The organism is Serratia marcescens, from assembly GCF_001902635.1.
Lineage (GTDB): Bacteria > Pseudomonadota > Gammaproteobacteria > Enterobacterales > Enterobacteriaceae > Serratia > Serratia marcescens_F.
The window spans coordinates 111159-137497 of the sequence record NZ_MJAO01000016.1 but is presented as its reverse complement, the minus strand read 5'-3'; the positions used below and the strand labels follow the sequence as shown (position 1 = coordinate 137497).

Here is a 26339-nt window from a genome sequence, read left to right as displayed (position 1 = left end):
AAAATCGGCTGCCAGTATTCGGCAAACCCGTGCTGTTGCAGCTGTTCCAGCAGCCACTGTTCGTCCAGCGGCTGAGTGAAATCCAGCGTTTCAAACAGGCTGTGCAGGAAGGTACCGGGCGTCGCGCCGCGCGGGAAGGTATGTGGTGTGAGCGCTGGCTCACTCTCCTCCCCCCGCTCGCCGGCGGCGTCGACATCCAGACGCGGCAGCAGATCCTGCATCAGGCTCGCGCCGTGCTGTTGCAAACCGGTATAGCTGGTCACCCGCCAAAAATCCTGGATCCGCCGGGTAAAGCTTTTCGCTGCCAGCGCTTCGGCCAGCGCCGCCTGGGGCTGCCAGGGCACCTCATCCGGTGGTTCCACCAGCGACAGCGCAATGCCGCCGCCTGCCAATTGCTGTAGCCGCTCCTGCAGATACACGGCGTCGCCGGCCTGCCCGCCCTGCACCAGATAACCCAATGCGCTGCGGTGCAGATCGGTCTCGCCCTGTTTCTTGCGCGTGCCCTGGAACAGCGGCGCGATGCCGATGCTGCAGTGGTACACCGAGCGGGTCAGCGCAACGTACAGCAGACGCAAGTCTTCCGCTAACCGCTCCTCCTCCGCCCAGGCCTGGCTCTCTTCATTGGCATCGAGATCCAGCAATGCCTGGAAGCTGTGGCGATCGTGATACAACGCCTGTTGCTGCTGGCGGAAATTGCCGACGAACGGCAGCCACACCAGATCGAATTCCAGCCCCTTGGACTTGTGGATGGTGATCACCTGCACCAGATGCCGATCGCTCTCCAGCCGCAGCTGCTGATTGTCGGACTGGCGGTTGGGTTGGGCAATCTGCTGCGCCAGCCAGCGCACCAGCGCATGTTCGCTGTCGAGCTGCGCCGCCGCTTCCTGCAATAACTCACCCAGGTGCAGTACGTCAGTCAAGCGACGCTCGCCGCCGGCGCTGGCCAGCAGGTTCTCCGCCAGCTGGCGCGCTTTCATCACTTCGCTCAGCATCGGCAACACGCCACGGCGCAGCCAGAGCGTGCGGTAATTGTCGAACTCATCAACCAGCGCATCCCAGGCATGCTCATCGCGGCTCAGGCCGTCCAGCGTCGGCGCGTCCAGCCCCATCAGCCCGGTGGCCATGGCGCTGCGCAGCGTGCGCTCCTGCTCCGGCGCCAGCACCGCCTGCAGCAACCACAGCAGGTCTTTGGCCTCCGGGGTATCGAACACGCTGTCGCGGTTGGACAGGTAGACCGACGGAATGGACAGCGCGCTCAGTGCGTCGCGCACCAATGCCGCCTCATTGCGGCTGCGCACCAGCACCGTGATATCGGAGGCTTGTACTGGCCGAGGCTCTTTGCCGCCTTGCAGCCACGCCTGGCCTTGCTGCCCGGCGCTGAGCCAGTCGCGAATTTGCGTGGCGCACAGGCGCGCCATCAGCTGTTGGTAATCACTTACACCGGCGCCTTCCCCCTGCTGCAGCCAGAACTGCATCGCCGGTTGCGACTTACCGTGCAAGTCAAACGCCAACCCTTGGTTCTTTTCCGCCGCGCTGACCTCGATAAAGGGAATCTGACCGAACAGGAACGGTTTTTCTACCTGAGAAAACAGGTGATTGACGCTGGCGACCATCGACGGCGACGAGCGCCAGTTGGTCTCCAGCGTATAGTGGGCGCTCACCTCTGAACGCGCTCGCATGTAGGTAAAGATGTCGGCGCCGCGGAAGGCGTAAATCGCCTGCTTGGGATCGCCGATCAGCAGCAGGCCGCAGTCGGGGCGGCCGACGTAAAGTTTTTGGAAAATACGGTACTGCTGCGGGTCGGTATCCTGGAATTCATCGATCATCGCCACCGGGTAACGCTGGCGGATCGCCTGCGCCAGCTGTTCGCCGCCGCCGCTTTGCAGGGCACCGTCCAACCGGCTGAGCAGGTCGTCAAACCCCAGCTCGGCGCGCTGGCGCTTTTCCTGCTGGATGGAAGTGCGGATCTCGCTGAGCGCGCGCGCCATGATCAAGTCGCGCAGCGTCAACGGTTCATCGAACAGCTCGTCGATCGCCGTGAACAGCGCATGCCGCGGCGGCTCGCCTTTCTTGGTCTTATCCAACAGCACCGACTGGCGAAACTTATCCAGCTCCTTCGGCAGTTGGTAATCCTGGGTCTCCTGCCCGCTCCATTCGCCGACCTTGTTCAGCCAGTTCGGCAGGTGCTTGCTGCTGTAGCTGCGCTTATCGACGCCGGACTGGGCGATCAACGCCTCCAGATCGCCCGCCGCCGCCCGCCATTGCGCCTTGATGGCGTCGATACGCGCGACGATCTGCGCGTGGCGCATCAGGACGGTTTCGTCATCCTTCGGCGGCCGGCGCAGCGCCGGCGCTTCACCGTGCAGGTAACCGGAAAGATCGGCCAGCAGTGCTTCCGGGCCGCTCCACTCTTGGCTGACCGCGCGCGCGACGCCCAGCGGCAGCGGATAGCAGTGTCGGCGCCAGAAATCGGCGCAGGCCTGCCGCCGCAGCGGCAGCTCGTCCTGCACCAGCGTTTGTTCAAACAGCATGCCGGACTCGAAGGCGTTGTGCGTCAGCATCCGTTGGCAAAAGCCGTGAATGGTGTAGATCGCCGCTTCGTCCATCTGCCGCTCCGCCGCCAGCAGCTGCGAGGCAGCGTCGGCCAGATCGTCAATTTCAGCCATCAGCGCCGCAAACAGCGGATTGGCGCTGACGCCCCGCACGCAGGCGATGCGCAGCCCGTGGATATTGTCGCGGATACGCCCGCGCAGCTCCTCGGTGGCGGCCTCGGTAAAGGTCACCACCAGGATTTCTTCGACCGTCAGCGGACGGGGAAACGCCGCCTCCCCCCCAACCCCAGCAGCAAGCGCAGGTACAGCGCGCCGATGGTAAAGGTTTTGCCGGTGCCCGCCGACGCCTCTATCAGGCGTTCGCCGAACAGCGGCAACGTCAGCGGCTCCAGCCTCTGCGGGGCAACTTCCGTCATGGCGTCGCCACTTTGCGCGGCAGGATCTGCTGCAATGCAGACGCGTTCGGATAGGTGACCCAATCCTTAGGCGCCGCGTAATCCGCCTTGTCTTGCCCGCTGCCGCTGACCTGCGACAGCACCGCCAGCCCCTGTGGCTGGATCACCGCCTGGTGGAAATAATCCGCCAGTTTAGCCGGCGTCAGCTGTTGCACCTGCGCGATCAGCTTCTGACGGGTATCGAAGGCGAAGTTGCCGCGATCGAAATCGTTGGCGAACCGGCTGGCTTCTTCGCTCAGGGTTTGCGGCCGCTGTTTCAGCTCGTTGATCAGCGCCTGTTTGTACTGCTCAAAGTCCGCCTCGCTCATGTCGCGCAGGCGTTTCTCGGTTTTCGGGTAGAAATCCTGATAGCGCTGGTACAAGTAGGCCGGCTGTTTGCTGTTGCTCTGCAACAGGAAGCCCACGCCCCACTGGCGGCCCACCGACATCGGGAAGGCAAAGACCGCATACCCCAGTTGTTCCTGGGTGCGCAGCTGGCTGTAGAACCACGGCTGAATGATCTGCCCCAACAGCGAGCTGTAGGCCATGCCGGTCACTTCGTCGTAGCCGGTCGGTACATAGACCGCCGCCAGCGCCGAGTCGGTGCTGCTGCCCACCTGTTGCAGGTTGGCCAACTGATTCTTGTCCACCACCACGTCTTCGCCGTGCCACCATTCGATACCGGTACAACCCAAACGCTGCTTCAGCGTCGACGCCAGCGTGTCGACCTGCTGCTTGCTCATGTTGCCCACCACCAGCAGTTCCGGCGTGGCCTCGGCCAGCAGGCTGTCGCGATAAGCCAGCACGTCTTTCAGCGTCAGCGTCTTCAGGACTTCGCGGCGCTCGCTACGTTCGGAATACGGCACGCGGGAAACCATTTGCACCGGCTGAATGGCCAGCTCAAACGCCTTGCCCTTCTCTGCGGCATCCAACTGCTCCAGATACCAGGATTTGGCCTGCGCCAGCTGATCTTCGCTCGGCGTGAAGCTGGAATAGCCTTCGATCAGCGCCGTCAGCAACTGCGGCAAGCGCTGGGTAAAGCCGTTGGCGTTAAACATCAGGCCGTTGTTCGGCGAGGTCGAGAAGCTCAGCCCGCCGACCGACGCCTGATAGCTCAGCTGATCCAGCGCGAGGCCGGCCAGATAATCCGTCAGCGAGAACAGCACCTGATTGCGCGCGGAATCCATAGTCTTGGCGTTGCGGAAAGCGACGGTGACGTCGGCCTTCGGCTCATCGGCGAAGTAACGGCTCGGCATGTACAACACACGCAAGCCTGGTTTATCCACCACCATTTCCGGCTTTTTAAACTCGTGCGACGGTTTGGTCAGAGTGAAGTCATCCGGAATGTACGGGTTGAGCGCCGGCAACGACAGGGAAATGCCACTGCCCAACTGCTGCCACTGCGCAAAGCGCTGCGGCGTGATTCTGTCGACCTGGTAAGGCGCGTTAACGAAATAGGCCGTCTTGTTGTGCGGTTCATCCGGGCTGACGAACCAGATGCGCGCATTTTGCGGCGTCATGGCGTCCAGCCGTTCGGCGATCGCCTTAGGATCATAACGGTCGGCCAGGTAAGGCGCATCCAGCGCATGCTCAACCGGCACGCGCAGCATGGTGTCCACCAGCCATTCGATGTAATCCATGTCGCGCGTGATCGACGGATAACGGAAGTCCAGGTTCAGGACATGCGAGATTTCGTCGAAGTAGCTCTGCTTGATGCCTTCGCTGCGCAGCATTTTCAGGTAGTTGAAGATAGCGGCAACGACCTCGTCGCGCTTGGCCAGGCCTTTGTCAGTCAGTGAAACGCTGATGGCGAAGACGCCGCCGTTGCGATCCACCATCGGATCGGCGCCGGCATTGATGGCGTCCGCCAGCCCCTGCTTCTGCAGCCAGTCAGACAGCGTGTTTTTGCTGCGGTTGCCGATCAGGTAGCTGATATAGGTATCGGTTTTGCTGCGAAACGCGGCGCTGTTGTTGTCGATGCGGAATTCGACTTTCAGCTGTTTGCGCGGCTGCGCCGGCACATAGTGAATGATGATGCCCTGCTGCTCCGGCGTCACGGCCGGTACGGTGATCGGCGGCACGCTGGCGTCATGATTCGGCACGCGGCCAAAGGTTTTGACCGCAATGTCAGCCAGCTGCGACAGCGGCTGATTGCCGTACAGAACACCCATCATCAGGTTGGCGGAGTAGTAGCGCTTATAGAAGCCGGTCAGCTCATCATGCAGCTTGCTGCCCGGCTTGTCTTTCAGCGTGTCGAGATTGCCGCCGGAGAAGCGCGCGCTCGGGTGCGCCGGGTTCAGGGTTTCCGCGCCGACCTGCGCCATACGCATGCCGTCGCGCGAACGCGCCATCGTCAATTCGGCATTCACCGCGTTGCGTTCACGATCGGCATTGCCCGGATCCAGCAGCGGCTCGGCAATGGCGTCGGCCATGCGATCGACCGCCGGCTCCAGCGCGTCATTTTCCACCTCAAGATAGAAGGCGGTGCGGTAAGAGGCCGTGCTGGCATTGTGGCTGCCGCCGTGCTTTTTCAGGAATTCGGACAGGTTTTCCGGCTGTGGGTAGCGTTTGGATCCCATCAGCACCATATGTTCCAGATAGTGCGCCAACCCCAGCTGGCTATTCGGATCTTCGAGCGACCCGACCGGCAATGCCAGCGCTGCCAGCGATTTCGGCGCCTGGGCATCGGACACCAGCAGCACCGTCATGCCGTTAGCCAACGTGATCGCCTCATACTGACGCGGATCGTGCTCACTCTTGTTGATCTTTTCCGCCAGCGGTTGCCATCCTTGCGCGGCCCAGCTCAACGGTGCCCAACACATAGCCAATAATACCAGCCCGGCGAAGCGGGCCAACTGTCTGCGCATATCCAAAATAAACCCCTATTCTGACATCGCTACGCCCACTCCCTGACGTTGGCGACGTTCATCAAAACCACATAACCAAATCTGTACTCGCCGGGTTCTCCGCCCACGAGGCGGTCTGAAAAACGGCGGGTATATGCCTGTACGTTATGTAAGACCGGGAATTACCCCAATGGTTGAATATAACCTTCGTTATTTTTACCACCTCCCGCCGCACAGCACCACCGGGGGATTGTTACCCCAGGTTATGCCGCGCCACCGGCAACAGATAACGCTCTGTTTCGGCCAGTATTTGCGCTAAGTATTCATTGTCTAACTGGCGGAACACTCGCTGCACGTAAGGATCTTCCCCTTCGCCGGGGATACGCTGATCGCCCTGCCAGGCCTGCAGCAGTTTGGCACGGGCCTTAATTTGGGCTTCTTCCTCCCAATCGATTTGCTGCGTTTCCGGCTGATAGCACTGACTCAACCACGCCCAGCCGCTCTTATTCAGCAACAGCAGCGGCTGGCACAGACCGCGCTGATAGCCCGCCAACAGTTCCGCCAGCTGCGCCTGCGCGTCTTCAGGCACCAGCGCGGCAAAGCGCCAGGCGGAGTTCTTGCGGCCATACATGCGGCTCTCACCGGTGCCGCCGGCACAGCAGTACACCAGGTGCTCCAGCCACAGCAACATGCCGTCCACCGCCGACAGCGTAGCGGGTCGCCAGCGCAACAGACCGTCATCCTGCACCTGATGCAGCCAGCCACTGAGGCGCACGCCGGCGATATCGATATCCAGCTCCAGGCTATGGCTCTCCATGCGCTCCGCACGTACCTGCTCGGCCAGCTCGCTCATCTCTTCCTGCTGCTTTTGCCAGTAGATTTCGCCGAAGGCGCCATAAGGCAAGCCGCCGGCGGCGCGCACCCGCTGGAACAGCCGTTCGGGATCGTCGCCGTCGATCAGCGTATTCAGCAGTTGGCTGTTGAACTGGTAGCGGCTGAGGTTATCCAGCGTGAAGGGTTCTTCGTCCGGCAGCTCGGTCTCTTCCAGGATAAAACTGACGCCCAGCCGCAGTTGGAAAAACGCGCGAATCGGATGGCGGTAAAACCGCAGCAGCTCATCCAGCGATATCTGCTGCAGCGCTTCGGCAAGCAGCGGCTGGTTGAACGCCGGATGCGCCGCTCCGCGCCCATCGGCAGCGGGCAGCCACTCGGCGGCATAGCTTTGCGCCTCCGAGCCCGGCAAGAAATTCTCGGCGGCGAACGGCATGCGCGCGTGCCACTTCAGCAAGTGCTCGCCAACCCGCCGGGCGCTGTCGTCTGCGGTACGCGCCTCGTCTCCCGGCAGGCAATAGCTTTGTTCCAGGTACTCCAGCAGTTCGGTGACCAGCACGGAAGGATAGCGCGGGCTGTTGTCTTGAATGGAGCGCCCGATGAAGCTGATATACAGCCGCTGCTGAGCGGACAGAATCGCCTCCAGGAACAGATAGCGATCATCATCGCGACGGCTGCGATCGCCGCGCTTGACCTGCTGCGCCATCAGATCGAAGCCCAGCGGCGGCAGCGTGCGCGGATACACGCCGTCATTCATGCCCAATAGGCACACCACCTTGAACGGAATGGAACGCATCGGCATCAGCGTACAGAAGTTGATTTGTCCGGCAAGGAAGCGCTGGCTGATGCGCTCTTGGTCGAGGCGCGCCGCCAGATCGTCGCGCAGGATGGTCAACGGCACGTCATCGGGATAGCGTGCCGCCAGGCCAAAATTGATGGCCTGCTGCCACTGCTGTTCGATCAGCGCCAACACCACTTCGGTGTCGCTGTCCGCAGCGAAGAAGGCATCCAACAGTTGTCGGCACAGCGGTAGCCATGCCTCGAGCGAGCGCGCTTCGCTCACGACTTGCCGCCAGTGGCTCAGCTGCGCCAACAGGTCCGCCAGTTGCCCCGCCAGTTCTGCGACCAATCCGCTCGACTCGTCGTAAGGTAAAATGCCTTGCCAATCCCCGGCGTTGCTGTCCATCGCGTAGCCCAGCAGCATGCGCGTAATGCCGAAGCGCCAGGTGTGCTGGCCGGTGGCCGGCAGATCCAGCTCGCGCACGTTGTCGTCATCCAGCCCCCAACGCACGCCGGATTCACCGACCCAGTGACGCAACAGACGCAGCCCCTCTTCACCAATAGCGAAACGGGCGGCCAGGGCCGGCACCTCCAGCAGCGCCAGCACCTGTTCCGAAGTAAAGCGGCTTTGCGGCAGATCGAGCAATGAAATGAACGCCTGCAGCGCCGGATGCGCCTGCCGGGCTTTACGGTCGGAAATAGCGAACGGCAGGTAGCGCTCGACGGGGGCGTTGCCGAACACCGCCTGAATGTAAGGCGTGTAGCTGTCGATATCCGCCACCATCACGATGATGTCGCGCGGGGTCAACGACGGATCCTGCGCCAACAGGGTCAGCAGCTGATCGTGCAGCACTTCCACTTCCCGCTGCGGGCTGTGGCAGGCGTGCAAACTGAGGGAGCGGTCGTTCTCATCAAGCGGACGTTTGCTGAAGCTGCTTTCCAGCGTTTCCGCGGTAATACCAATCACCGCATGGTCTTCCAGCTCCAGCATATCGCGCTGAACGGCGTGCAGCATGGTATCGGCCGGGATATCGACAAAGGCGTCGACCTCTTGCGCCCCTTCCATCTGCGACAGCAGATAGAGGTGATCGCGCCCCAGCTTGCCCCAAGAGGCCAGCAGCGGGTTGCTGAGCTGCTGCTGGCCTTCGGCGTCAAACAGGCGCGCCGCGTCATCCGGCTCGCGGAACAGCCCTTGCTCACGAGCCTGATGGTAGTGACGGCGCTTGCGGCTTTGCAAGCGGGCCAGGAAGGCGTAATCCTGAATATCGCCCCAATAGTAGCGGCAGGGATTGGTGAACATCAGGTGGATATCGATATGCCGCCCCAACGCCTGAAGCGCCTCAAGATAGACCGGCGGCAGCGCCGAGATGCCGCAGATAAACACCCGCGGCGGCAAACCGGGCGGGCACGTTCTTGCCTGTTCCAGCGCGTGGATAAAGCGGCTGTACAGATTGGCGCGGTGCCATTCCGGCTGCCCCAGCTCGCGCGTGTACTCAACCAACCGCGCCCAAAGCGGCGCCTGCCATTGCTGAGCCTCCGCCAGACCGTCGATACGTTCGCCGCGCTGCCAGCTCTCCAGCCACTGTGGCCGATACACCAGATATTGGTCGAACAGGTCGGCGACCCGGCCGGCCAACTGGTGGATTTTGCGCTTGTCGCCGTCGTCGGTCAGATAGTGCTGCAACGGCGCAAACGCCGGCTGGGTCAGCATCTCCGGCAGCAGCCACATCAGCTTCCAGGTCATGGCGTCCTTGCTGAAGGCGCTCTCTTTCGGGATATCCGGCAACACCCGGGTGAACATGTCCCAAATGAAGGTCGCCGGCAGCGGGAACGCGACATTGGCGGCAATGCCGAACTGTTCAGCCAGCTGCATCTGCAGCCACTGTGCCATACCGGGGCTCTGCACCAGCACCACTTCCTGTTGAAAAGGATCGGCCAACGGATCTCTGGCTATCAGCGCGCTGGTCAGCGTTTTCAATAAATCCAGCTGATTGGAATGATAAACCGTGAACATGGGGGCTCCTTTAAAACAAGATACGTGCCGGCTCAAAAACGGGTGCAATACCAGCGGCTCAGCGTTGCCCACTGCCGCTGCGGCGTTTGTATTCTGACTGTCAATCGGCGGCAATCGGCATCCGCACCGTCGAACGCCGTCTCGCGTTGCCAGCCTTCAGGCAGCGGTTCGGCATCGAGCCGCTCAGTGGCAGCGAACGCCTCCAACTGCTGGTGCGCCAGCGCCCAGGCTTGCCGGTAGTGCCACTGGCGCTGGAACGACTGCAACAGCACCTGATGATACTGTAACAAGCCAAGCAGCGACACCGAGAACAACAAGGCCGCCACCAACACTTCCGGCAGACTGAAGCCGTTGCGGGATATCCGCTCTGCGCGAGCGTTAGCCGTCACAGTCGGCCAGCCTTTTCTCGGGGCAAAAATCCAACCGCCCGCCCGGTTGCGCCCTCACCCGGCCGATGGCTTCCGCACCGTCAAACATGCCCAGTTGATACAACCAAAGCGGTTCACCGCCGCGCAGCTCGCCCCGGCCGCGCACCATCACTACGCCCGCTCAGGCGGACAGCCGGGCGCAGGCGGTCAGCTCCGCGCGTTGCCGGCATCGCCAGGCCGCCGCGGTCAGATCGACGCGCGGCCAGCGCTGGAGAATGCCCCAGTTCAGCGCCGAAGTGGCCTGATTGTAAGCCTGGAGGTAGCGCTGCTGATCGGCGGCCAGCAGCAGAGCATTATCCAATTGCCGGTGCTGAGCATTAAGCAGCATTAGCCCCAGGGCCAGCAGTAGCAACACGGCTGCCAGGGTGCTGCCACCGCGCTGTGCGCGCCGGTTCATGGCAACGCCGCCATTTCGACACACCCGCTCAGGCTGCGCCTGATACGCGCATCGACCGCTGAACGCCCCGCCAGCGTCAGGCGGGCCAATGCGGTGCCATGCTCGCTCCACTCTACCGCCACATGAAACCGCTCAATGCGCACTTCGTCATGATCGAGCAGCCGCTCCCAGCCGCCGCCATTGCATTGGCTTACGCCACGCTGCCCTTCCAACCCACCATTGCGTAGCCGATAACCGAAATAGCCCGCATCCTCACCAGCAATGGGCCATTGCCCACTGCGCGCGATGTCGTAAGCGACGATAACGCAACTGCCCGCCGCTTCTCCCGTGGCCTGGCCGATCAGCAGCGGACGGCCGGCGCACTGTCCGGCGCAAAAGCCGGCGCGGCGCAGATCTTTTTCAATGCCGAACGCCAGCTGCCGCAGCGTTGACTCCAGTCGAAAGTGCTGGCCGACGGCCACGTTCTGCTGGCGCAGCAGCGGGTAAGTTTTTGCCGCGCCGAGCGCGATCACGCTGCCGAATACCAACGCCAACATCACCTCAGGCAAGGTAAAACCGCGCTCTAAAGTCAACATAGCGCGATCCCTCTGACCCGCAGCCCTTCGCTGCACAAACGCAGCCGCCCCCGGGCGGACAACACCAGCCGCAGGCTGCCTGCCTCGTTACTGAGAAGGATGTGCCCCGCCTGCGCAGTATTGCGCAAGCCGTAAAACCCGATGTCCTTACCGGTGTAGCCGCTCAACGCGACGTCGCGATAAGACGGTGAGAAAGCGGTGCCCTCGGCGGAACCGCAATCCGGCGGTGGTGCACCACCGCCCAGGCACCAGGGCGTGCCGTTCTTGAACCACAACAGCGTCGTGCTGTTGCGCCAGTTGGCGTCAGCCTGCAATCGCAGCAAAAACGCCAGCAGCTGCTGGGCCGTGTGTTCCAGCCGCAGCGCTTGCTGATGATGGCGCCATTGCCCGACGCCCCAGCCCGTGAGCATGGCGGCGATCAAGATCGCCGCCAACAGCTCAATCAGCGTCATGCCGCGCTGACGGTCGTCGATGTTAGAGAGCGTATTGTCGTTCATGCCGCCAGTGTAAGGGCCGCAAACAAGGGGTAAAGCCGTATGCGCAAGCGTTGCGGCAAGCTGCGCAATGTTTTCCCTATGGCGGCAAACGGCGACAATAAAATGCGGCGCGGCGCGCAATGCGGATAAAAAAAGGGGCGCAATCGCGGCGCCCCTGGTGTGATGCGGTTAAGGTCAGATCGCGACCGGCGCCTTGATGGCCGGGTGCGGGTCGTAGCCTTCGATCTCGAAGTCTTCGAAACGGTAGTCGAACAGCGAAGCCGGCTTGCGTTTGATCACCAGTTTCGGCAACGGGCGCGGTTCGCGCGTCAACTGCAGCTGGGTCTGTTCCATATGGTTGCTGTACAGGTGGGTATCGCCGCCGGTCCAGACGAAATCGCCCACTTCCAGATCGCACTGCTGCGCCATCATATGCACCAACAGCGCGTAGCTGGCGATGTTGAACGGCAGGCCGAGGAACACGTCGCAAGAACGCTGGTACAGCTGGCAAGAGAGCTTGCCGTCCGCCACGTAGAACTGGAAAAACGCGTGGCACGGCGCCAGCGCCATCTGGTCCAGCTCGCCGACGTTCCAGGCGGAAACGATGATGCGGCGCGAGTCTGGATCTTGCTTCAGCTGTTGGAGCACGTTGCTCAGCTGATCGATCTGACGGCCGTCCGCTGCGCCCCAAGAGCGCCACTGTTTACCGTACACCGGGCCGAGATCGCCGTTTTCATCGGCCCATTCGTCCCAAATAGTGACTTTGTTGTCACGCAGGTAGGCGATGTTGGTATCGCCGTTCAGGAACCATAACAGCTCATGAATGATCGAACGCAGGTGACATTTCTTGGTGGTCACCAACGGGAAACCTTCCTGCAAATTGAAACGCATCTGGTGGCCGAAAATCGACAACGTGCCAGTGCCGGTACGGTCGGCTTTAGGGGTGCCCTCGGCGAGCACCTTGTTCATCAAATCCAGATACTGTTTCATTTGTTCCTCACGACAGTTGTTGCTGCGGGCGACGACGGTACGCCCAAATCATCATAATAACACCGGCCACCACCATCGGGATGGACAGGATCTGCCCCATGCTGATCACGCCGTCGAACAAGCCAAGCTGCGCATCCGGCTGGCGGAACGCTTCAACGATGATGCGGAATGCGCCATAACCGATCAGGAACAGGCCCGATACCGCGCCCATCGGCCGCGGCTTGCGAATAAACAGGTTCAGAATGATAAACAGCACCACGCCTTCCAGCAGCAGTTCATACAGCTGCGACGGGTGGCGCGGCAGTACGCCGTACTGATTCAGCAGCGGCAGCAGGGAAGGATCGGCGGCGGCGAGGGCCACGTCTTCGCTGCGCGAGCTTGGGAACAGCATCGCCCAAGGGGTATCGGTGGTCACGCGGCCCCACAGTTCGCCGTTGATGAAGTTGCCGAGGCGGCCGGCACCCAAGCCGAACGGGATCAATGGCGCGATAAAATCGGAAACCTGGAAGAAGGTGCGTTTGGTGCGACGGGCGAACCAGAACATCACCAGGATCACCCCCATCAAGCCGCCGTGGAACGACATGCCGCCATCCCAGACCTTGAACAAATAGAGCGGGTTATCCAGGAACAGCGGCAGGTTGTAGAACAGCACATAGCCCACGCGGCCGCCGACAAATACGCCCAGGAAGCCGGCGTAGAGCAGGTTTTCCACTTCGTCTTTGGTCCAGCCGCTGCCCGGCTTGTTGGCGCGGCGAACCGCCAGCCACATGGCAAAAACGAAACCGACCAGGTACATCAGGCCGTACCAATGCAGAGAAACCGGGCCAATGGAGAAAATGACCGGATCAAATTTAGGAAACGCCAGATAGCTATTGCTCATCTATCACCACAACATGTCTGTTATTTTTCCCCATGCGGGGGCGGCAGGTGCCAAGCGGCGACGAAGATTATCCCGCGCCTTGAAAAGGCAGCGTTAGCCGCTGCGGTTTGCAAGGCGACGAGCATGCGCCGCGCTGAGGTTGCGCATCATAACATAGGCTTAATGCGCTCCGGTCCGGCGGAGCGGGAAAAGTTCTGTAAAAAAATCAAACCGCGCGGCGGCTATCTGCCACCGCGGATCAACCCGCCCATGCCGCGTCGTTCCATAAACGCCGCCACCAGATGGCGCACTTCGGTGGTCATCTGGGTGTTCAGCACCCGGTGTGCCAACACCTCGGCGTCGGAAAGTTCGATATGCCGCAGCAGGTATTTGATGCGCGCCACGCTGCGGCCGTTCATGCTCAGATTGCGATAGCCCATGCCCACCAGCAACAGCGCGCCCATCGGATCGCCTGCCAGTTCACCGCACAGGCTAAGCTGCAGCCCGGCCGCTTTCCCCTGCTCGGCGATCAATTTCAGCACCTGCAACATCGCGGGATGCAGGCTGTCGTACAACGAGGCTACCCGGGTATTGTTGCGATCCACCGCCAGCAGGTACTGTGTCAAATCGTTGGTGCCGACCGAGATGAAATCGACGCGCCCGGCCAAATGCGGGATCAGGAAAATCATCGACGGCACTTCCAGCATCACGCCGATCTTCGGTTTCGGGATCGCATAGCCGAGCACCTCTTCCACCTCACGCCCGGCGCGATCGATCAGGCGTTTAGCCTCATCAACCTCTTCCAGGCTGGTGACCATCGGCAACAAAATGCCCAGGTTGCCGGTGCCGGCATTGGCGCGCAGCATGGCGCGCACCTGAATCAAAAAGATTTCCGGCTGATCCAGGGTGATGCGGATACCGCGCCAACCCAGGCAAGGATTCTCTTCGCTGATCGGCATATAGGGCAACTGCTTGTCGGCGCCGATGTCCAGCGTGCGCAGCGTGACCGGTTTGCTCGGATAAAGCTGCAGCATGCCTTGATACTGCGCGACCTGCTCCTCTTCGGAGGGGAAGCCGCTCTGCAACATGAACGGGATTTCGGTGCGGTACAACCCAACGCCATCCACCCGGCCACCCAACAACTGCTCGTGTTCCGGGCTGAGGCCGGCGTTCAGCATCACCTGGATGCGTTCGCCGCTTTTCAACTGCGCCGGCTGCTCGACGTCGTCTTCCGCCAGCTTGCTCAGCTCCAGCTCTTCGTTGATCAGCCGTTGATATTCCTGCACCAACACCGGTTCAGGATCGACCAGCAGTTCGCCGCGGTAACCGTCGACGATCAGCAGCCGCTGGTTGAGCAGCGAAGGTTGGATGTCGGCGCCCATCACCGTCGGCACCCCCATCGCGCGCACTAAAATCGCCGCGTGAGAGTTGGCGGCGCCGTCGCGCACCACCACGCCGGCCAGGCGATCCTGCGGCACTTCGGCCAGCAGCGTCGCGGTCAGTTCATCCGCCACCAGCACAAAACGCGCCGGCCACTGGGTGGCGCCCTGAGTCGTATCGTCGAGATGGAACAGCAGACGCTGCCCCAGCGCACGCAAGTCGCTGCCGCGCTCGCGCATGTAGGTGTCCTGCAGTTTGGCGAACTGCTCGGCAAAGGTTTCTATCACCTGTTTCACCGCCCACTCTGCCACCGAACCGTTGTCAATTTCGGCAAACAGTTCACGCTTGAGGCGAGCATCGTTCAACAGGTGAGAATAAAGATCGAAGATCGCCGCGCTCTCTTTTTGCGAGCTGGCGGCAAAACGCTTACTGAAGCGACGGAATTCCGCGCCGGCTTCTTCCAGCGCCAGCGTCAAACGCTCGCGCTCGCTGGCGGTATCCAGCGTCGAAGCACGGTAGACCTGATCGAGTGAAGGCTGGCTGCTGTCCTGCCACCCTTCCGCCACCGCCACGCCGGGCGAGGCCGCCAGCGCGCGCACGCGCGTTTGGCGATACTGGCCGAAAATGGCGTTAAGCTGCGACTGAGAGAGGATCCCGGCCATCTGTGTGGCCAGGGTCACCATGAATGACTCTTCGCTTTCGTCAAACTGGCGCAGCTCACGCTGCTGCACCACCAGCACGCCCAACAGCTGGCGCCGATGAATGATCGGCACGCCGAGGAAGGATCGGAAACGATCCTCTTTTACCTGCGGAACGTATTTGAAGCTGGGGTGGCTTTGCGCATCCGCCAGGTTGATAGGCTCGGCCCGGCGGCCGACCAACCCGACGACGCCTTCGTCAAACGCCAATGCGATAGTGCGCCCACGCGGCTTTTTCAGCCCGCGCGTGGCCATCAGGTAGTAGCAGCGCCGATCGTTGTCTGCCAGATAGATGGAGCACACTTCAGTGTCCATCGCCAGGCAGGTTTCATTGACCAGCAGATCCAGCGCATCCGTCAGACTGGCCGCCGCGGCCACCTTCTCTACAATTTCTCGCAAGCGCGTGAGCATAGTCTGCTTAACTTAACCTCTCTTTCGGCGATAAGCGGGGGCCTGCCGCGGTGCCGCCTGTTCTTGCATCGGCATCACGGTCACGGCAAATTCTTTCATCACCCGGCGGTAGACGTCGCGTTTGAACGACACCACCTGGCGCACCGGATACCAGAAGCTCACCCAGCGCCAACCGTCGAACTCCGGCGTGCTGCTGCGCTGCATATTGATATCAGCGTCATTGCACAGTAACTGCAACAAAAACCACTTTTGCTTTTGGCCGATACATACCGGCTTTGTGTCCCAACGCACCAAACGTTTCGGCAATTTATAGCGCAACCAGTTGCGGGTCGAAGCCAGGATGCGCACATCCTTTTTACTCAGCCCCACTTCTTCGAACAGCTCACGGTACATCGCCTGCTCTGCAGTTTCGCCAGGGTTAATCCCACCTTGGGGAAACTGCCAGGAGTGCTGACCGTAACGGCGGGCCCATAGGACCTGCCCCTGACGATTACAGATTACGATACCAACATTCGGGCGGTAGCCATCATCATCGATCACCGGACTACCTCGATAAGCTTAAATTCGCATAGATGTCCTGATTGTTTCACACAAGCTACAGGCGGTAAACCACTGCTTTACGGCGCTGCGGGCCGGATAACATTGGGATAACTCACAGATATAGGCAAAGTTATAAACATACCCTAGCATTTCAGGCCGGTTTTATTCACTTTTTCTGTGGATAGGTGTGTGCAGAACTCGAGGGATAAGCCGGTAAAACTCTTCCCCTCTAAAATCCCCCTCAAAACCAAAAAACACACATTCCTTTTAAAAACATTAAATTACTCAACGTCACACAGTTATGTACAGGGCAAAAATGTGATCTATGCACGGTAAGGATCTTACCCTGGCGAAAGATCCATCAACGCCGTTTTTATCCACAGATTATCCGGGCAAGTTACGCACAAAACGGACAAATTCGTAAAAACCCGTCCGAGTCAAGGCTGTAAATTGAACCAGTGATCGGTAAAAATTTGGGTTATCCCATAAATCTGTGGATAAATAGGTGTAAGATCCTGTTTATTGTCGGTGGCTTCAGGTGAACAAGCCGCGCAGGGGCGTTTCAGCCTGTGCGGGGAAAGGAAAAAAGTCATGTAAAATCATGCTACTATTATTCTTTTCCCCAGGCGATGACGGTTATCGCTCACCCTGTATAATTGCAGTACATTTTTCAACCAAATCTGACAGGCTTGATTTATGGCGTTTTTATCTCCTTTGCCGCCCCCGCCGGAAAATGAACGGCAGCTGTTCGAGCGCGCTCAGGCGCTGGCCGGCTTCAGCTTTGGCGAGCTGGCCGCCCGCGCGCAATTGCCGATCCCCAAGGATCTGAAACGCGATAAAGGCTGGGTGGGTATGCTGCTGGAGCTATACCTCGGCGCCATGGCCGGCAGCAAGCCGGAGCAGGATTTTCCCGAGCTGGGTATCGAGCTGAAAACCATCCCGATCGACGCCGCCGGCAAACCGCTGGAAACCACCTTCGTCTGCGTGGCGCCGCTCACCGGCAACAGCGGCGTTACCTGGGCCAGCAGCCATGTCCGCCACAAACTGGCGCGCGTCTTGTGGATACCGGTGGAAGGCGAACGGCAGATCCCGCTGGCGCAACGCCGCGTCGGCTCGCCGCTGCTATGGAGCCCGAACGCAGCAGAGGAAGAGATGCTGCGCCGTGACTGGGAAGAACTGATGGATCTGATCGTGCTCGGCCACGTAGAACGCATTACCGCACGCCATGGCGAAGTGTTGCAGCTGCGCCCCAAAGCGGCCAACAGCAAAGCGCTCACCGAAGCCATCGGCGAACAGGGGCAGCCCATCATGACACTACCGCGCGGTTTCTATCTGAAAAAGAGCTTTACCGGCGCGCTGCTGGCAAGACATTTCTCAATCTAAGCGATTTCGTTTAACTCTGGTTTAGCTAGCCCTGTCAGCGGCACGATAAACGCGTATAATTCACGCTTTGAATTTATTAAGCATTAAGGTGTGCCGGGCAATGTTCGAATGGATTATGGATCCCAATGCCTGGTTAGCGTTAGGCACGCTAACCATTCTTGAGATCGTACTGGGTATTGATAACATTATTTTTCTGTCGTTGGTGGTGGCCAAGCTGCCCAAAGCGCAACAGAACAAGGCCCGCCGGTTAGGCCTGGCCGCCGCCATGTTGATGCGCCTGGCGCTGCTGGCCTCCATCGCCTGGGTTATCCGTCTGACGCACCCGCTGTTCACCGTGCTGGATCACGCCGTTTCCGCCCGTGACCTGATCCTGCTCTTGGGGGGGCTGTTCCTGATCTGGAAAGCCAGTAAAGAGATCCACGAAACCATCGAAGGCACGGAAGAAGAGCACCACACCAAAGTGCACAGCTTTTTCGGTGCGATCGTGCAGATCATGCTGCTGGACATTATCTTCAGCCTGGATTCGGTAATTACCGCCGTGGGCCTTTCCGACCATCTGTTCATCATGATGGCAGCGGTGGTGATCGCCGTCGGCGTGATGATGTTCGCCGCCCGACCGATCGGCGAATTCGTCAACCGCCATCCGTCGGTGAAAATGCTGGCGTTGGCGTTCCTGATCCTGGTGGGCTTCACGCTGATGCTGGAAAGTTTCCAGGTACATGTGCCGAAAGGCTACATCTACTTCGCCATGTTCTTTTCTATGGCGGTGGAATCGCTCAATCTGATGCGCGGCAAGAAAAAACGCTCACCGGAATAACGCGTCATGGTGGAAGCCGCCAACGGCGGCTTCCCTCGCTTCGTTGACCTCCCATTTCACTTTTCCTCTCAGATAAAGACTTATCTGAGACGCCCTCCGCTGAGAGTTTGCTAATCTGAAACAATAATGTTTTCTGCACAATCGAGGCTCAGCAGGATGAAAAAGTGGGTAATGGCAGTTTCTGCGCTGGTGATGGCCGCCGCTCTGGCGGGTTGTTCCAGCGACTACGTGATGGCGACCAAAGACGGCAATATGATCCTGACGCAAGGTAAACCGGAGATCGACAAAGATACCGGCCTCATCCGCTACAAAGACGAGAAAGGCAACCACCGCCAGATCAACGGCGATCAGGTCTCTCAGATTATCGAACGCTAATCACCGCTCGCCGGCTATCGCCTGTTCAAGCGCGGTAGCCCTCATTCGTGTCCGCACGGAATCCGCTTCCCCCATCTTCACCGCTTGGTTATAGTCAGGAAAGGCGACATCGCCGCCCGACGGACTTTGCGCCGTCTTCTGACATTGGGCTCCTGTTTCACCGGGCCGCGCGGCCCGTCAGCGCTAACAAGAAAGGAAGGCCGTTAATGCAATACCACCGTATTCCCCACAGTTCTTTAGAAGTGAGCGTGCTGGGACTGGGCACCATGACCTTTGGCGAGCAGAACAGCGAAGCCGACGCCCATGCGCAACTGGACTATGCATTGGCCGCAGGCGTCAACCTGATAGACACCGCCGAACTGTACCCGGTACCGCCCCGTCCGGAAACCCAGGGCCTGACCGAAAGCTATATCGGCAGCTGGATCAAGGCGCGCGGCAATCGCGAAAAAATCGTATTGGCCAGCAAAGTCTCCGGCCCGGTGCGCGGCACCGACAGCAGCATCCGCCCGCAGCAGGCGCTGGATCGCAAGAATATCCGCGCCGCCCTGGACGCCAGCCTCAAACGGCTGAACACCGACTATCTCGATCTCTATCAATTGCACTGGCCGCAGCGCGCCACCAACTGCTTTGGCAAACTCAACTATCAATACACCGACGACAAAGCCACGGTCACCCTGCTGGAAACGCTGGAGGCGCTGACCGAGCAGGTGCGCGCCGGTAAGATTCGCTATATCGGGGTTTCCAACGAAACGCCCTGGGGCGTGATGCGCTACCTGCAATTGGCGGAGAAACATGAACTGCCGCGCATCGTGTCGATTCAAAACCCGTACAGCCTGCTAAACCGCAGCTTTGAGATTGGCCTGGCCGAGATCAGCCAGCACGAAGGGGTGGAGCTGCTGGCCTATTCCAGCCTGGCGTTCGGTACCCTGAGCGGCAAATACCTCAACGGCGCCAAACCGGCCGGTGCACGCAATACGCTGTTCACCCGCTTCAACCGTTATTCAGGGCAGCAAACCCAGTTGGCGATTGCCGAGTATGTGGCGCTGGCCAAAAAACACGGGCTGGATCCTTCGCAGATGGCGTTGGCCTTCGTGCGTCAACAGCCGTTCGTTGCCAGCACCCTGCTGGGCGCCACCACGGTGGAGCAGTTGAAAATCAACATCGACAGCCTCGACGTGGTATTGGATGAGGAAGTGTTGCTGGCGCTCGAAGAAATCCATACCCGGTTTACCATTCCGGCGCCTTAAAAGAATGAGGGCGCAGCCAGGCTGCGCCCCGCTTTATCGCCGCTGCGACCACCACAACGCGCCGATTGCCAGCGCAAATACCACGCCAAACCCTACGCCGACGCCCACCACCGGCACGCCCAGCTTCACCACCAGAGAGTACAGCGCCAGCATCAGCAACATGGCGGTGTTTTCACCCAGGTTTTGCACCGCAATCGCATTGCCGGCGCCGACCGAATGTTTGCCCCGTTCCTGCAGCAACGCATTAAGCGGCACCACGAAGAAGCCCCCCAGCATGCCGATGATCGCCAGCAAGACGTAAGCGTTAAGCATGGTGGTTTGCAGCGCGAACACCGCGACCGCGACGCCGATCAGGATCCCGGCCGGCATACAGCGCTTCACCGTCTCCAGCGTAACGAAGCGCGCGGCGGCGCCGGCGCCCACCACGATGCCGACGGCAACCATGGCGTTCAGCAACGTCGGCGTGGCGTTATCGGCGATACCGAGCGCCACCGGCACCCACAGCACCAGCAGAAAACGCAGCGTCACGCCGGCGCCCCAAAACAGGCTGGTGCCGATCAATGAAAAGCGCGTCTGCCCATCGCGCCACAGCGTCACGCAAGCGGTGAAGAAGCTGCGCGTCATGGCCCGCGGGCGCCACGACGCGCCGGGACGCGCCGCCGCCAGCCGCGGAATATACAGGTTGGCGACCACCGCCCCCGCATAGACCAGTGCGCAGGCCGCCAGCGCCGCCACCACATGCCAGTCTGCCAGAATACCGCCGGCCACCGAGCCGGTCAGAATGGCGGCGATGGTCGAGGCCTCCATCAGGCCGTTGGCTTTAACCAGCTTCTCGCCGCTGGTGATCTCGCCCAGAATGCCGTATTTGGCCGGCGAATAGGCGGCAGCGCCCACCCCCACCAGGCTGTAGCCGAGGAACGGGTTAAAGCCGAAACAGATCACCAATGCGCCCGCCAGTTTCAGGGCGTTGGCGAACATCATCACCCGCCCTTTGGCAAAGCTGTCGGCCACCTGACCGACGAACGGCGCCAAAATGATATAGGTGGCGACGAAAGCCATTTGCAGGATCGGCTGGCTCCAGTCCGGATACAGCTGCTGCTTGATCAATGCCAGCGTGGCGAACAGCAGCGCATTGTCGCCGAACGCCGAGAGGAACTGCGCGCTGATGACCGCGATCATGCCGCGTGACAGCAAAGGGGATTCGGACGAAGGATTCATCAGGCACTCTCCGGCTGTTCGGCCATTTTACGCAGGGTGACGAAATCAGGTTTGCCGCTGCCGAGCACCGGCAATGTTTTCAGCAGACGAATATCGCGCGGCACCGCCAGCTCCGGGCTGCCCAACTCACGCGCCGCTCGCAGCAAAGCCTCACGGGTGACGACAGGATCGGTGGTGAACAACACCAGCGCCTCACCTTTGCTGCTGTCGCTTTTGACCGTGGCGGCGTGCGGTTTTTCCGGCGACAGGCGCTGCGCCAGCAGCTCGACGCTCTCCAGCGACACCATCTCGCCGGCCAGTTTAGCGAAACGCTTCACGCGCCCGCGGATGGTGCAGTACCCCTGCTCATCCAGGCTGACGATATCGCCGGTGTCGTACCAGCCCGGTTGCAGCACGCCGTTCGCATCTTCCGCCGCCGGCGGTTCCAGCTCGCCGGGGCGTTCGACCCGCAGATAGCCTTTCATGATGTTCGGCCCCTTCAGCTGCAGGCGCCCGCCGTTATCGATGCCCGGCACCGCGATCAGGCGCGCCTCCATCTGCGGCATGATGCGGCCGACGGTGCCCACCTTGGTCGCCAGCGGCACGTTTATCGATACCACCGGCGCGCACTCGGTCACGCCATAGCCTTCCAGAATGCGAATACCGTATTTGTCCTGATAGATCTGCTTGGTGCTGTCCGCCAGTTTCTCCGCGCCGGCCACCACATAGCGCAGGCGAGCGAAATCATACGGATGCGCGAAGCGCGCGTAGTTGTTGAGGAAGGTCGCCGTACCGAACAACACCGTGCAATTGCGGTCATACACCAACTCCGGCACTATGCGGTAGTGCAGCGGGCTGGGGTAGAGGAAAATGCGGCTGCCGGTGATCAGCGGCGTGAGCAGCCCCACCGTCAGGCCGAACGAGTGGAACAGCGGCAGCGACGACATGAAGCGGTCGCGCGGCGTGAAGTCGGCGATGGTGCGAATTTGTTCTACGTTGGCCAGCAGGCTGGCGTGCGAATGCACCACGCCCTTGGGATGGCCTTCGGAACCGGAAGTAAACAGGATCAGCGCCGCATCCTCCGGGCGTTGCGGCAAGACCGCGCGCCACGGCTGCAGCAAGTGCCGCAGGATCCACAGCTTGTCCGCCAGCGTGACGGTGTCCTTCAGATCTTCCAGGTACACCCAGTTAGCCTGCGCTACCTGTTCCGGCAGGTGGGTCAGCTTGCCTTTCTCCAGAAACTGACGCGAAGTGACGATGGTCTTGATGCCGGCGGCGATCATGGCGCTTTGCAGGCCGTTGGCGCCGGCGGTGTAGTTGAGCATCGCCGGAATGCGGTTGCGCAGCGAGGCGCCGAAGATCGCTGCCGCAGTGATAGTGGCGTTGGGCAGCAGCAGCCCAACGTGCTCACCTTCGGCGGTAAAGCGTTGCAGAATGCGGCTGACGCCCAGTGACTTCTTGACCAGCGTCTGATAGCTGTCTTCCTGGAAAGCAATGTCTTCGATACACGGCTTGCGGCGCCCGTAGCGGCGCTGCGCCGCCAGCAGGGCATGGAACAGCGTCTGCGGTTCGCGCGTGTCCATCCGCGCCCGCATCATGATCTGCATCAACCGATCGCCCGCCAACGCTCGGCGTTCACGTGCACGCGGCGCTTCCGGCATCGGCAGCGTGGTCGGCGGTAAAATGCGGATGCTGATTTGCGGGAACCAACGGATCTTGAACACCCCGGCCATGCGGCCGAACGGACTGAATTCAGGGCCGTCGATCCGTACCGGCACTACGGTGGCGCCCGATTTGGCGGCAATAAACGCCGCGCCATCGTAGGTTTTCATCAGCGAGCCGGTCACGGTGATGCGCCCTTCGGGGAACACCACGATCGGCCGTCCCTGTTCAACCAGGCGCACCAGCTGCTTAATGGCCATCGGCTTGGTGGGATCGAGCGAGACGAAATCGATATAAGGCCGCAGCCAGCGCATAAACCAGCTCTCGCCGATGCTGGCGTAGACCGCAAACACGGGCTTTATCGGCAGGAACAGCGCCAGCAGCACGCCGTCGAGGAAAGAGACGTGGTTCGGCGTCATCAGCAGCTTTTGCCGCTCAAAGTGCCGGACGTCCCCTTCGATTCGTACCCGAAACAGCAGGCGAAACAGCGCACGCAGCAGTGAAAAGATCATGCCCTTCTCCCTTGGCCTTGATGACCGTAAATCGTTGTAGGGAAAAGAATACTATATGGCAGGCAAAAAAAAACCTACGCATCCGCGTAGGTTGGTGCAATTGAAAATGGCTTCAACATACAGAGTATGCTGATTTCTCACCAATCAATACCTCTGGGATCACCTACTCTAGAGAGATGGCGCGCAGGAAACTACCGGCGAATCGCAAGAGTTCTGCTCCAAATGCAACCAGCTGTAAATTTCCCGCGATCTGCTGTAATAACTCAATGAAACTTAAACAATCGCCGCAGCGGAAAGATCAATAATGGGGAAATGTCCGGCCAAGGCGCGCCGGGCGAACGGGCAAAAAAAAACCTACGCATCCGCGTAGGTTGGTGCAATGCATTTGGGTTCAAGCCGATGGAGATTGCCACTCACCAATCAATACCTCTGGGACTGCCAATCTACCCCGACGCTACGAACACCGGCCAGCAGGCAATCGCAACATAGATGCGCAAAATGTAACCAGCGGTGTCTCCCTCACACATCACCTCGTTCTATCAGCGTGCGCTGACCTCCACCAGGCAACTCATGGCGTTTGGCCCCTGGGTCAACGGCGACGTGCCGATATCGAGCGTCAGCACGTTCGGGTTGCCCGCTTGCTCAACCGGCTGGCGCTGCGTGCCGAAGCCCGGATCGAACCAAGCGCCGGTCGCCATCAGCACCACGCCGCGCGTCACGCCGTCGGTGAGCGACACCCCCGCCAGGCAGCCGCCGCGCGCATTGCTGACCAGCACTTCGGCACCGTTCTTCACGCCGCGCGGCGCCGCGTCCTCCGGGTGCATGTACAAGGTTTCGCGCCCGGCGGTCTTGTTGCCCTGCGCCAGCGGCGCCGGATCCATCTGGCTGTGCAGACGATCGCTCGGTTGGATGGAGATCAGGTGCAGTGGCCAGGTTTTGGCCTGCGGCGCGCCCAGCCACTCGACCGGCGGCTGCCACTGCGGATGTGGGGCAAAATCCTCATAGCGATAACCGGCGATCCGTTCGCTGAACAGCTCAATCTTGCCGCTGGGCGTTTGCAGCGGGTTAGCCTGCGGATCGGCGCGGAACGCGTCGAAAAACACGAACTCTTTCTCCGGCGCAGGCAGTTCGACATAGCCCTGGCGCCAGAACGCTTCGAATTCCGGCCAGGCGACGCCGGCACGCCGCTGCGCCTCACCGCATTGCCGGTAGATATCTTCGATCCAGGCCCGCTCGTCGCGGTTCTCGGTAAAGCGTTCGCGATAGCCGAGGCGCTCCGCCAGATCGGCGAAGATATCGAAATCGTTGCGTGCCTGGTGCTGCGGCGCGATGGCCTGGTGCATCGCCAGTACGTAGCGATCGCGCGAGGAACCGCCGATGTCGTTGCGCTCCAGCGAGCTGGTGACCGGCAGCACGATGTCCGCCATTTTGGCCGCCGCCGTCCACCAGATATCTTGCACGATCACCGTATCCGGCCTTTGCCAACCTTCCACCAGCCGGTTCAACTGCTGATGATGATGGAACGGGTTGCCGCCGGCCCAGTGCACCAAATGAATATCCGGGTAATGCCGCGTCTCGCCGCAAAACTGATAGGCTTCGCCAGGGTGCAGCAGCATGTCGCAGATGCGCGCCACCGGGATCGCCAGCCCGGCCGGGTTGTCCCCCACCGGCATGGTCGGCGCGGGCGTATCCACACGCGGATTGCCGACGCCGTTCATCGAACCGTGGCCAAACGAGAAACCGCCGCCCGGCAGCCCCACCTGGCCCAGCATCGCCGACAGCGCGATCATCATCCAATACGGCTGTTCGCCGCGGTGTGCCCGCTGCACGGAGTAGGCGCAGGTGATGAAACTGCGCACGCCGATCAGCTGCCGCGCCAGCAAAGCGATGCGCGCCGCTGGAATGCCGGTGATGGCGCTGGCCCAGGCGGGGGTTTTCGCCACGCCGTCGCCGGCACCGTTCAGATAATCCGCCAACTGTTGATAACCCACGCAGTGACTGTGCAGGAAAGCCTCGTCCTGAGCACCCTGCCGCTGGATTTCGTACGCCAATGCCAGCATCAGCGCCACATCGGTATTCGGCCGGATCGGGATCCATTCCGCGTTGACGAACTCGGGGCAGTCGTCGCGCATCGGGCTGATGTTGATCACCGGCGTGCCCTTTCGCACCAGCTGTTGCAACCACGGCTTAAGCGCATGCTCCGCCGCGCCGCCGGAAGAGACCTGGGCATTTTTCAGCGCCAGCCCGCCAAACGCCACGAACAGCTCACAGTGCTCCACCACGCTCGGCCAACTGGTGACGCGCCCGGTCAACGGCGAGAAGGTGCCGATCACATACGGCAGGAAAAACTGCGCCGCGCCCCAGCTGTAGTTGCCCTGCTGATCGACCCCGCCGCCGCCGCTGAAGTAGAACCGCCGCACCAGCGAACGCGCATGGTGCAAACGCCCGGCCGACGACCAGCCATAAGAGCCGGTAAACAGCCCGGAGGCACCGTAGCGATCGCGCACCCGGCGGTTCTCCTCCGCCACCAGATCGAGCGCCAGCTCCCAGTCCACCTCAACGAAATCTTCCCGACCGCGCAGCGAGCGATCGCTGCCCTCGCGCTTTTGCAGCCACGAGCGGCGCACCGCCGGCTTGCGGATGCGTTTGTCGGAATAGACCATCGGCGCGATGGAATCGAGCAGCGGCGAAGGATCGGGATCGTCGGCGAAGGGTTCACAGCGGATGAGGCGACCGTCTTCAACCACGGCGGTATAGGCGCCCCAATGGGCGAGCTGCGGATAGCGTTTAATGGACATGGTGTTCTCGGCGCAAAACGGAATGTAAAGACGTTACCTCAGCCCGTCGCCCGTGCCAACGTACAAATTGCACTATCGTTCGGCGGCCGAAGGTTATGCGCGCAGCCGCGAAGATATTCTGCAACGGCCGCCACAAG

General features: G+C 60.9%; 16 protein-coding genes and 2 pseudogenes. 4 read left to right on the top strand and 14 right to left on the bottom strand.

The genetic code is table 11. The features are described 5' to 3' along the window. The 11 genes and pseudogenes from recB to rppH all read right to left on the bottom strand — a co-directional run. A pseudogene (recB, locus tag BHU62_RS16910) lies at positions 1-2968 on the bottom strand (exodeoxyribonuclease V subunit beta); the annotation flags it as partial. After that, the gene (ptrA, locus tag BHU62_RS16905) at positions 2965-5853 is read right to left on the bottom strand and encodes a pitrilysin (protein WP_073533041.1); all 2889 of its coding nucleotides are present in this window, start codon (positions 5851-5853) and stop codon (positions 2965-2967) included. The gene ptrA and the pseudogene recB, both read right to left, overlap by 4 nt. A gap of 232 nt (positions 5854-6085) precedes the next feature. Next, positions 6086-9457 carry an exodeoxyribonuclease V subunit gamma gene (recC, locus tag BHU62_RS16900; RefSeq protein WP_073533032.1) on the bottom strand — a complete coding sequence of 1124 codons (3372 nt, stop codon included), beginning with the start codon at positions 9455-9457 and terminating at the stop codon, positions 6086-6088. A 32-nt stretch (positions 9458-9489) separates the two neighbouring features. Further along, a complete protein-coding gene (locus BHU62_RS16895) occupies positions 9490-9846 on the bottom strand; it encodes a prepilin-type N-terminal cleavage/methylation domain-containing protein (protein WP_088776064.1) in 357 nt (118 codons plus the stop codon). Further along, a pseudogene (locus BHU62_RS16890) lies at positions 9836-10282 on the bottom strand (YgdB family protein). Before BHU62_RS16890 ends, BHU62_RS16895 begins: the two are co-directional and overlap by 11 nt. Then, complete coding sequence (locus tag BHU62_RS16885; protein ID WP_073533031.1) at positions 10279-10857, bottom strand: prepilin peptidase-dependent protein; 579 nt, start codon at positions 10855-10857, stop codon at positions 10279-10281. The pseudogene BHU62_RS16890 and the gene BHU62_RS16885 overlap by 4 nt, the downstream one beginning before the upstream one ends. After that, entirely contained in the window at positions 10851-11354 is a 504-nt protein-coding gene (locus BHU62_RS16880; protein WP_073533030.1) for a prepilin peptidase-dependent protein, read from the bottom strand. Before BHU62_RS16880 ends, BHU62_RS16885 begins: the two co-directional genes overlap by 7 nt. 174 nt (positions 11355-11528) lie before the next feature. Further along, positions 11529-12323 carry a thymidylate synthase gene (gene thyA / locus BHU62_RS16875; protein WP_073533029.1) on the bottom strand — a complete coding sequence of 265 codons (795 nt, stop codon included), beginning with the start codon at positions 12321-12323 and terminating at the stop codon, positions 11529-11531. A gap of 7 nt (positions 12324-12330) precedes the next feature. Continuing rightward, entirely contained in the window at positions 12331-13203 is an 873-nt protein-coding gene (gene lgt / locus BHU62_RS16870) for a prolipoprotein diacylglyceryl transferase (protein ID WP_015378920.1), read from the bottom strand. 221 nt (positions 13204-13424) lie between these two features. Further along, the gene (ptsP, locus tag BHU62_RS16865) at positions 13425-15671 is read right to left on the bottom strand and encodes a phosphoenolpyruvate--protein phosphotransferase (RefSeq protein ID WP_073533028.1); all 2247 of its coding nucleotides are present in this window, start codon (positions 15669-15671) and stop codon (positions 13425-13427) included. Between the two features lie 12 nt (positions 15672-15683). After that, positions 15684-16211 carry an RNA pyrophosphohydrolase gene (gene rppH / locus BHU62_RS16860; protein ID WP_004931849.1) on the bottom strand — a complete coding sequence of 176 codons (528 nt, stop codon included), beginning with the start codon at positions 16209-16211 and terminating at the stop codon, positions 15684-15686. Between the two features lie 696 nt (positions 16212-16907). On the opposite strand from rppH, the gene mutH reads away from it, so the two are divergent. From mutH to BHU62_RS16840, 4 genes are all read left to right on the top strand, one after another. Further along, complete coding sequence (gene mutH / locus BHU62_RS16855) at positions 16908-17594, top strand: DNA mismatch repair endonuclease MutH (protein WP_073533027.1); 687 nt, start codon at positions 16908-16910, stop codon at positions 17592-17594. Positions 17595-17694: 100 nt separating this feature from the next. Further along, a complete protein-coding gene (locus tag BHU62_RS16850; protein WP_073533026.1) occupies positions 17695-18411 on the top strand; it encodes a TerC family protein in 717 nt (238 codons plus the stop codon). A 156-nt stretch (positions 18412-18567) separates the two neighbouring features. Beyond that, positions 18568-18786 (top strand): YgdI/YgdR family lipoprotein, encoded by a 219-nt coding sequence (locus tag BHU62_RS16845; RefSeq protein ID WP_073533025.1) that lies wholly within the window; start codon positions 18568-18570, stop codon positions 18784-18786. A gap of 206 nt (positions 18787-18992) precedes the next feature. Continuing rightward, entirely contained in the window at positions 18993-20033 is a 1041-nt protein-coding gene (locus BHU62_RS16840) for an NADP(H)-dependent aldo-keto reductase (RefSeq protein ID WP_073533024.1), read from the top strand. Positions 20034-20066: 33 nt separating this feature from the next. Here BHU62_RS16840 and lplT read toward each other — a convergent pair whose 3' ends face one another. From lplT to BHU62_RS16825, 3 genes are all read right to left on the bottom strand, one after another. After that, positions 20067-21251 carry a lysophospholipid transporter LplT gene (lplT, locus tag BHU62_RS16835; RefSeq protein ID WP_073533023.1) on the bottom strand — a complete coding sequence of 395 codons (1185 nt, stop codon included), beginning with the start codon at positions 21249-21251 and terminating at the stop codon, positions 20067-20069. After that, positions 21251-23404, bottom strand: coding sequence for a bifunctional acyl-ACP--phospholipid O-acyltransferase/long-chain-fatty-acid--ACP ligase (gene aas / locus BHU62_RS16830; RefSeq protein ID WP_073533022.1), 2154 nt, complete (start codon positions 23402-23404; stop codon positions 21251-21253). Before aas ends, lplT begins: the two co-directional genes overlap by 1 nt. A 539-nt stretch (positions 23405-23943) precedes the next feature. Next, positions 23944-26202: a molybdopterin guanine dinucleotide-containing S/N-oxide reductase gene (locus tag BHU62_RS16825; RefSeq protein WP_073533021.1), complete on the bottom strand. Its 2259-nt coding sequence runs from the start codon at positions 26200-26202 to the stop codon at positions 23944-23946. Between the last annotated feature and the right edge of the window lie 137 nt (positions 26203-26339).